The organism is Flavobacterium araucananum (genome assembly GCF_002222055.1).
GTDB classification, from domain to species: Bacteria; Bacteroidota; Bacteroidia; order Flavobacteriales; family Flavobacteriaceae; genus Flavobacterium; species Flavobacterium araucananum.
In genome coordinates this window covers 34,392-41,982 of record NZ_MUGS01000068.1, presented here as the reverse complement: position 1 = coordinate 41,982, position 7,591 = coordinate 34,392, and the positions used below count along the sequence as shown (strand labels likewise).

Annotated in this window: 1 protein-coding gene; it reads right to left on the bottom strand. The window is 35.1% G+C overall.

The window, feature by feature from the left end:
- Positions 1 to 537: 537 nt before the first annotated feature.
- Positions 538 to 7,428, bottom strand: coding sequence for a S8 family serine peptidase (locus B0A64_RS22805; protein WP_089481772.1), 6,891 nt, complete (start codon positions 7,426 to 7,428; stop codon positions 538 to 540).
- Positions 7,429 to 7,591: the final 163 nt, after the last annotated feature.

Here is a 7,591-nt window from a genome sequence, read left to right as displayed (position 1 = left end):
ACTTACGCTATCCTCTTTTTTGTTATTTCTAAGGTTTTTCTGGTACGTCTTAGGGTTTTCTTATTTTTAGTCTTTGAACATGAGCCGTTTTTAAAAACTTCGCAGCTTTTTTAGCCTTTTTTGGGGGTGTGTTCTTTTTGGGGCTGGAATTCACAGATACACTCCTACTCTTCTTTTAAATACAACTGCAATAGCCCCGATGGGAGTGAAAATCCTTTTGCGCCGGGGTTCGGCGCAAAAGATTGAAACAAACAGCGGGATTAAGCTCCTTAAAACTTCAAAGAGGTTTTTAAAACATAATACTATATAAGGTGAGAACTTATCTTGAGTTCCTTTGACTCCAAAACAAACCTAACAGGTTTTCAAAACCTGGTAGGTGGCAGGATCAAAAAGCTTGTCCTATATATAAGGACAAAAAAAAACCGACAGTTTTCAAAACTGTCGGGTTTGTTATGGATTTACTCTTATGTATAATAAGGTAACTAATTTCAAAAACGGTTACCTTATACAGTAACCGTTTTAAGTATTATGGTAATCTTATTTAATAATTAGTTTTTGAACTGCTGTATTCCCATCTTGTTCTACCTTTATAATATATACTCCAGTTGACAACGCAGATACATTCAATTCATTTTTCTCTGTTTTAACTGAAAGCAGTTTTTTACCAGACATGTCAGATATCCAAATGCTCTTAGTACTACCAGATGCTGTTTCTATGTACACTTTACCATTTGTAACAGGATTAGGATATAATACAAAACCATTTATTGTATTAACCGGCAATCCTAAAGTACAAACTGTAGTCGATACATTTACTGTACGTGTAACTGATGATTCATTTTGCGATGCATCTTTTACGGTGTAAGTCAATGTATATAGCCCAGGAGTGTTTACATCAACAGTACCTGAAACGAGAACTGCTGCAGTTATATCTGTATTTAGATTGTCTGTTGCTGTATAACCTGGTTCTGTATAAACACATCCTTTATTTATAGAAACTATAGCGTCTCCCAGAAGAGTTATGGTTGGTTTAGCAGCTTCGATTGTTACTGTCCAGTATTCTATGGTTCCGTTTTGGGCAGTTACATTGTAAACTACAGGTATAGTATAGTTTAATGTTGTTACTCCGCTTGTTTGAATATAAGTACCAATACGTAACGTAGCAAAATCTGAAAGTTGAACGGTAGGAACTAATGCACTTAAATTGGCATTATTATTTACCAAAACTTTTACCGTTTTTGCCGTAGCATCTATAACGCTGGCTCCTACTTGGTTTGCTACTGTGTACGCAATAATACTTGCCTGAGAATTCTTTGCATTAACAGTAACTGTATAGTTTGTTTGCGAAAGTTTGTTCTCTGAGACTACAGTTACAAAGAAACTGTTGGTATAATTTGAAGCTACTACTTTTGAATTTAGTTGTTTTACTCCATCAACATAAAGTTCTGCACCTGGAGAAACCGCGAAATCTGCCACTAAATTAGTTACATCATAACCAAATGGTACTGTTTTGGCAGCACTATTTCCAACAATCTCTGTATTGATTTCTTGTGGAAGACCCGGATTTGAAACTGTTTTAAAATCATAAGACAGTAATTTACTCTCACTGCTTAATCCTGTAATAACTTTTACAGTATATGTTTCTGTAATTCCGGTATTAAAACCAACTCCTTCTACTGTTAGCGTAACTGGATTTGTATAATCGTTTGGCGTTACTCCGTTTACCTGAGTTGTTCCGCTAATTTTTGCAATACTTTTCATTCCTAATGAATAATTAGCAATTGCAGCTGTTACATCAGATCCGTCGTTTAATAAAACCGAAAATGTTTTGGTTGCTGCATCATAAGAAGATGAAAGTTGATTTACAAAATCTAATTTTTGCAATAAAACCGGAACATTCCAGAATTTTCCTTCTCCAATACCGTTGGTGTCAGCATTTGTTACTACAGCTGTGTTATCACTAATTGTACTATCGAAAACAAATTGTTTATCTCCTTCTGAAAAGGAATAATAAGCTAATAGTCCCGGTTCGTTTCCAACATATTTTGTTGTTGAGTTGGCCGCAATTGTAGCCTGACTACGAACTCCTGACCAGATACGAACCTCATCTATGTTACCGTTTAAACCACGTGCTAAACCAGCATTGTTTCCTATATAAGCTGCTGCTGCTGCATTTGAAGAAGCTGCATTTGCTGTTCCTGTACTTGTATAAGGTACTGATACTCCATCTATATAAACAGTGTACACATTGGCAGCACTTACTGTATAAGCGATATGATGCCAGGTATTTTGTTTAATAGAGTTTAGCGCTGTATTGATAACATAAGATCCTGTAGCTGTTGTAATAGAAATTACTAAACTGTTTTCCTTATAAATAGACAAACTACTATTGTTATGGATAAATGCTAATACTGTGCTTTTATCTAAAATTCTACCAAAAACGGTTGTTGCTTTTTGATTTACCCAAGCTTCAAACGTATAGTTGTTCGTAATATTCAGAGCAGGAGTAATATCTGTTTTGATAAAATCATTTACTCCGTCAAAAGTTCCGGTAACATTTGTAGCATAATTTGCAGCATGCGAAAGTGTTACAGATTTAGAATCATTTGTTGGATCTGTATCTGCAACTAATTTTGTATACGCATCAATTGTATAATCTCCGGGAGCACCTAAATTAGCTTTTACTGTAAAAGTAAAATTAGCTGTTGCTCCTGCTGCAATTGAAGCTGTAAAATTTTGTACTACTTCTGTCCCACCGTTAATTTTGTAAGCAACCGGGAAATTCGAAATTGCTGAATTTGAGTAATTGCGAATCAAAGCTGTAACTGAAACTGGTGCATTTCCTGGTTTAACAGGCGCTACTATTCTTTCTACACTTGCATCTGCAGCTGTAAAAGGTAGTACGTTTATGGTATACTCTTCTACTTCGAAATCACTTCTTGAACTTGTTAATCCGTCGATAGTTGGTCCAAGATTAACATTATAATATTCTGATGGTGAACGGAACATGTGTATTACACGCATTAACTTTTCGCCCGCAACTGTTCCTGCAGGAATTGTTACTCCTCCTACCAAAGTAATGTTGTTTCTAAAATAATGTGTATTTGTTGTTGACGGAATAGCCGGTGATGCAGAAGTTGGCGTAGTATTTACCCAAAAAGTTCCTGCATAAAATTCATCTGTCAGATTACCATCTCCATTTAAATCAATTACAATCATAGTAAATACTCCAACTGCTGATGCTGATTGGTCTCTTGTAATTGGTGTTTCTGGTTTTGTAATGGTTATTTCCGGCTGATAAGTAAAACCTGCATAAACCGGAATTTTTACATTTTTAAAATCTGAATATGCTGTAGTTCCTGAATTGTTTACAACATCATTCCATTTTAATTTAGAAATTGCATATCCATCTGTATTGGTATGAACCGGCAAATCATTTTTGTTATATACAATTTTTTCACGTACATCATTACTAACATTATCATCTGCTATATCAACTCCACTTTTTATGGTGTAAGTAGCATTGACAGTAGATAAATCTGCTTTGGTTGCGAAAGTAAAACTTACAGTGGCATAAGCTGCAATTGTAGGTACTACATCTGTAACTTTAGCTCCGCCATTTACCTGATAAAACACAGGGTAATTAGTTAAAACCGTTGGTCCTACATTAGTTACTCGAATTGTTATATCGTTCGTGCTGGATTTTTTACCTAATACCTCTGGTGTTACTATAGAGGCAATTGCAACATCATTAACAATTGGTTTTGCAACACAAGTAATATCTGCAACCCATCCTGCTTCGTTTACTTCGACATCTGAAGTGAATCTAAAAGTCAACTCTCCTCCAACAGCTGTAGAAGTTAATGATGGTGGTAACGTACTTCCTGTAAATGTGCCTAACAACGGAGATGCAGTTGTTGGCCCATTATAGATGTATAAATAATCATAATCCTGCTCTACATCAAAGGCACTAAAGTTTACATTAATACTACTTCCTATAGTTGCAGGTTTAAACGTTATCGTTTGTGTAAGCTGATCGCCATAATTAGCATAACGAGTTCCGGCATCTGTAAATACAGCTGAACAAGTAGTTACTGTAGCTGCTGATCCTATTAAAATATCAGTTCCGGAATTGGTCACTAATTTTGATATTGTATTATTTTCTGCAACAGTATCACCTGTATAATTTACTTTTCCTGCTACCGTATATACGCCCGGAGCTGAAAAATCTGCTTTTTGAACAAAATCATAAGATACTTCGCTAAGCGGATTTAATGGCCCAGGAATAGTTTCAACTACTTCTGTCCCATTATTTATTTTATAAGAAACCGGAATATTACTTACGGCAACCGGAGAGTGGTTGTAAACTTTTATTTTTACTGTTTCATTAGCTGTCAGTCCCGTGTTAGGAGTAAGTGACGATAGCGCAAGATCTGTTGCTGTTGCTTCAAAAAGGGAAACATTATCAATAAATACAGAGTTATAGACATTATCACTACTTACTACAATAACATCGTTATCGATAGCAGATTCAAAACCAATACTAAAGGTAGTTCCTGCATAAGCAGATAAGTCATAGATTAGTTCTGTACTACCTGTTAAAGCAGTACCTCCATAAACACCTACATTTTCATAGCTATTTATCGGAGTACCATTGACTACCAGTCTAAAAAAGTTTTTATTTACTGGTCCAACACTATTCCAAATTAAATTAAATTTAAGACGAAGTGCTTTTCCGGCAAGACTTGTAGCATCGATATCACAAAAAGATACTTTTTGAATAAAGTTTGGATTGTTAGTAAAAGCATTTGCTGTTGTACTTGCTACCCATGGAGCCGATGGTGCATCGCCAGAACCTGACATTTTTGCTCCATCTAAAAAATCAGGATTAATATATTCATATTTTACAGTTCCTGTTACACCTTCTGTAAATACATAATTGGTTGCTTTTCTTGCATTAAAGTTTTCTACAAAAGGCAAACTTAATGCGCTAATAACTGGTTGAGAAACTGGTTCTACATTTACAGCTCTAACTCTTTCTGAAACAATTCCGGTTGCAATATCTACAGTTCTAACAGAAAACCAGTTGTTTTCTCCCGGAGTAAGGTTGGTAAAAGTATAAGTAGGATCTGTTACAGTTGCTACAACATCAAACTTATATCCGTTCATTTTTAAAACCTCATATTTTGCACCCACAATAGGATCCCAACTCATAACATAAGATGAAGTACCACATACTGATGGAGCAATAACCAAATTTTTAGGTTCTGTAATAATATTAAAAACAGCTGTTGAAACATCGACTTTTGTACCTGCACTAATTCTTATTTTTGCATTTGCAACAAGTCCTACCGGAGCTTTCCAAGCAAAATTTCTGGCCGAAGACGGAATATCTTTTGCTATGGTTTGGTACGTTAGTCCGCCATCAACTGAATATTCGATTGTAAACTTTTTTGCTTCACCTTCATAATCCCAACGAATATATTCTGTAGTATCTGTATTAAATTTTTCTCCTCCTACAGGATAAGTAAGAATTAATTCCGGAGCTACAAGATCGTATACTACAGAAAACTCCTGAGTATTTAAGGGAACTTTTGAACCTGTTACAATAATTTTATACGTTCCTGCCGCAGGATTGTCTAAAGTTACCTGTTCGATATTATTCATATTATCTACTCCACGAACTGCATTTGCATTTGGCGTAGTAGGATTTAAAACCCATGGTAAAGTGGTTACACCATCTTTTACAATTTTAATATCCAAATCATTTACCTGTATTGAAGTTGCTCCTGGAGTTCCTTCAACATCTGTATAAGCTAGTAACACTTTTAATGTTACTAATCCTGCCGGAACGACAATCTCTTTTTCATAAGTGGCTCCGTTAGCAACAGTTCCGGTATAAAACGCTTTATTATCTAAAGCTTTTACAGCTCTTAAACCATTCAGGTTACCAAATCCATATTTGTAATCAGGACCTGGATTTCCTGCATCTTTGGCTGTATTTGTTACCAAAGCTTTCATTAAAGAAGCTAATGGTTTTGTACCATAGATATTTTTATATCTTTCATACAGCAAAGCCACTGTACCTGTCGTTCCCGGAGTTGCCATAGAGGTTCCGCTCATTACCTGATACGAGTTACTGTAATCTAATGAATAAACATCTGTACCAACTGCCGCAATCTGAGGTACTAAACGACCATCAATTGTAGGTCCAAAACTACTATAACTACTAATTAAATCATCAGGATTATTTGCCGCTACATGCAATGCATTTTTTGAATTTTTTGTCGATGTATTAAAACCTCCCGGGTATGCTGTTTGAGCATTTCCGTTTGAGTAAATCGTTAATAGATAAGGAAACAAATTTGTAACTCTGTCATCTCCATAATCCCCAGTATCATAACGTCTAGTGTTATATCCAGAAGTTAAGTTTACACCGTATGAATTTGATGTAATCTCAATACCATCCTGACTAGCGGCTATAATTCTTTCTTGCTGAACAGTTAAATTATTAGATTGTACATTAAAATTCCATCCGTACATTTGTACTTCCGGAGCCATCCCTCTTGCTTTTGGGTCTAATAAACCGGCACCACCAATGGTTCCGGAAACGTGATCCCCGTGCGAAGAATTTGATTCATACTCTCTGTTAATAACTCTTCCGGTATGATCTTTATGTTGTTCCAGATTTCCATCCCAAATACCAACTTTTACTCCTTTACCTGTTAATCCATAACCTAATCCCGGTATTGTAGATCCTAAGACATTCGCTTTATGCGAAGTCAAACCAGGTTTATTATCACTTTCGACCGGTGCAGGTACTAACTCTATATTTTGTACCCAATTGAATTTTGCAATTTCTTCCAGTTTTTCTATCGAAGCCTGAAGATATAATTGACTAAATTCTTCAACGTTCTTTGGACTTTTTACAAATAATGATGCTAAGTCTTGTGTGATAGCTTTATTATCAACTCCTTTAAAATAGCTAATAACAACTTTTACCCCATTGCCTTCTGTAGCATAATCCGGAATAACATTATCAACAATCATTGGATCTAATTTATATTTAGGATCGATAGCAATCGATGCTCTAATATTATCAGAAACAGTGCTCTTGCTATAAAATTCAGAAGAGATTGCTGCATAATAAGCGTTGTTAGACAAATAACTAAGTAACGTTATTCCTTGCGCTTTTAATTTTTGTTGCTCATCTACCGATGGTATTTTGGTAAATTGCAACAAAGTATACTCCGTTTTAGGATTTTGCTTCGCTGTACTTTTTTTATCTTTAAATTGTTGTTTAAAAGTTGCCGAGGTAGCAATTTTATTCCCATTTAAAGAAACTGTAAAGTCAGTATCAGGTCCCTTTTGCGACCATACAGTAATGGTCAGTAGTAACATAAATAAACTAAGTAATTTTATTCTCATAATGTAATATGTTTTGGTTAACAAATGGTTGCGAAGAGTAAACCTACAAATTAAACTTTCAAAAACAAATATTATCTATTTATAATTTGTTAAAAAAAGAACATAATTACATGATAAGCGGCAAATATCTAACAAAAACACAGGATTAGTCGACTATTGTAGT

Bases quoted from the DNA above. Each gene is read 5' to 3' on its own strand.
- B0A64_RS22805 (WP_089481772.1), bottom strand. From the start codon at position 7,428: ATGAGAATAAAATTACTTAGTTTATTTATGTTACTACTGACCATTACT.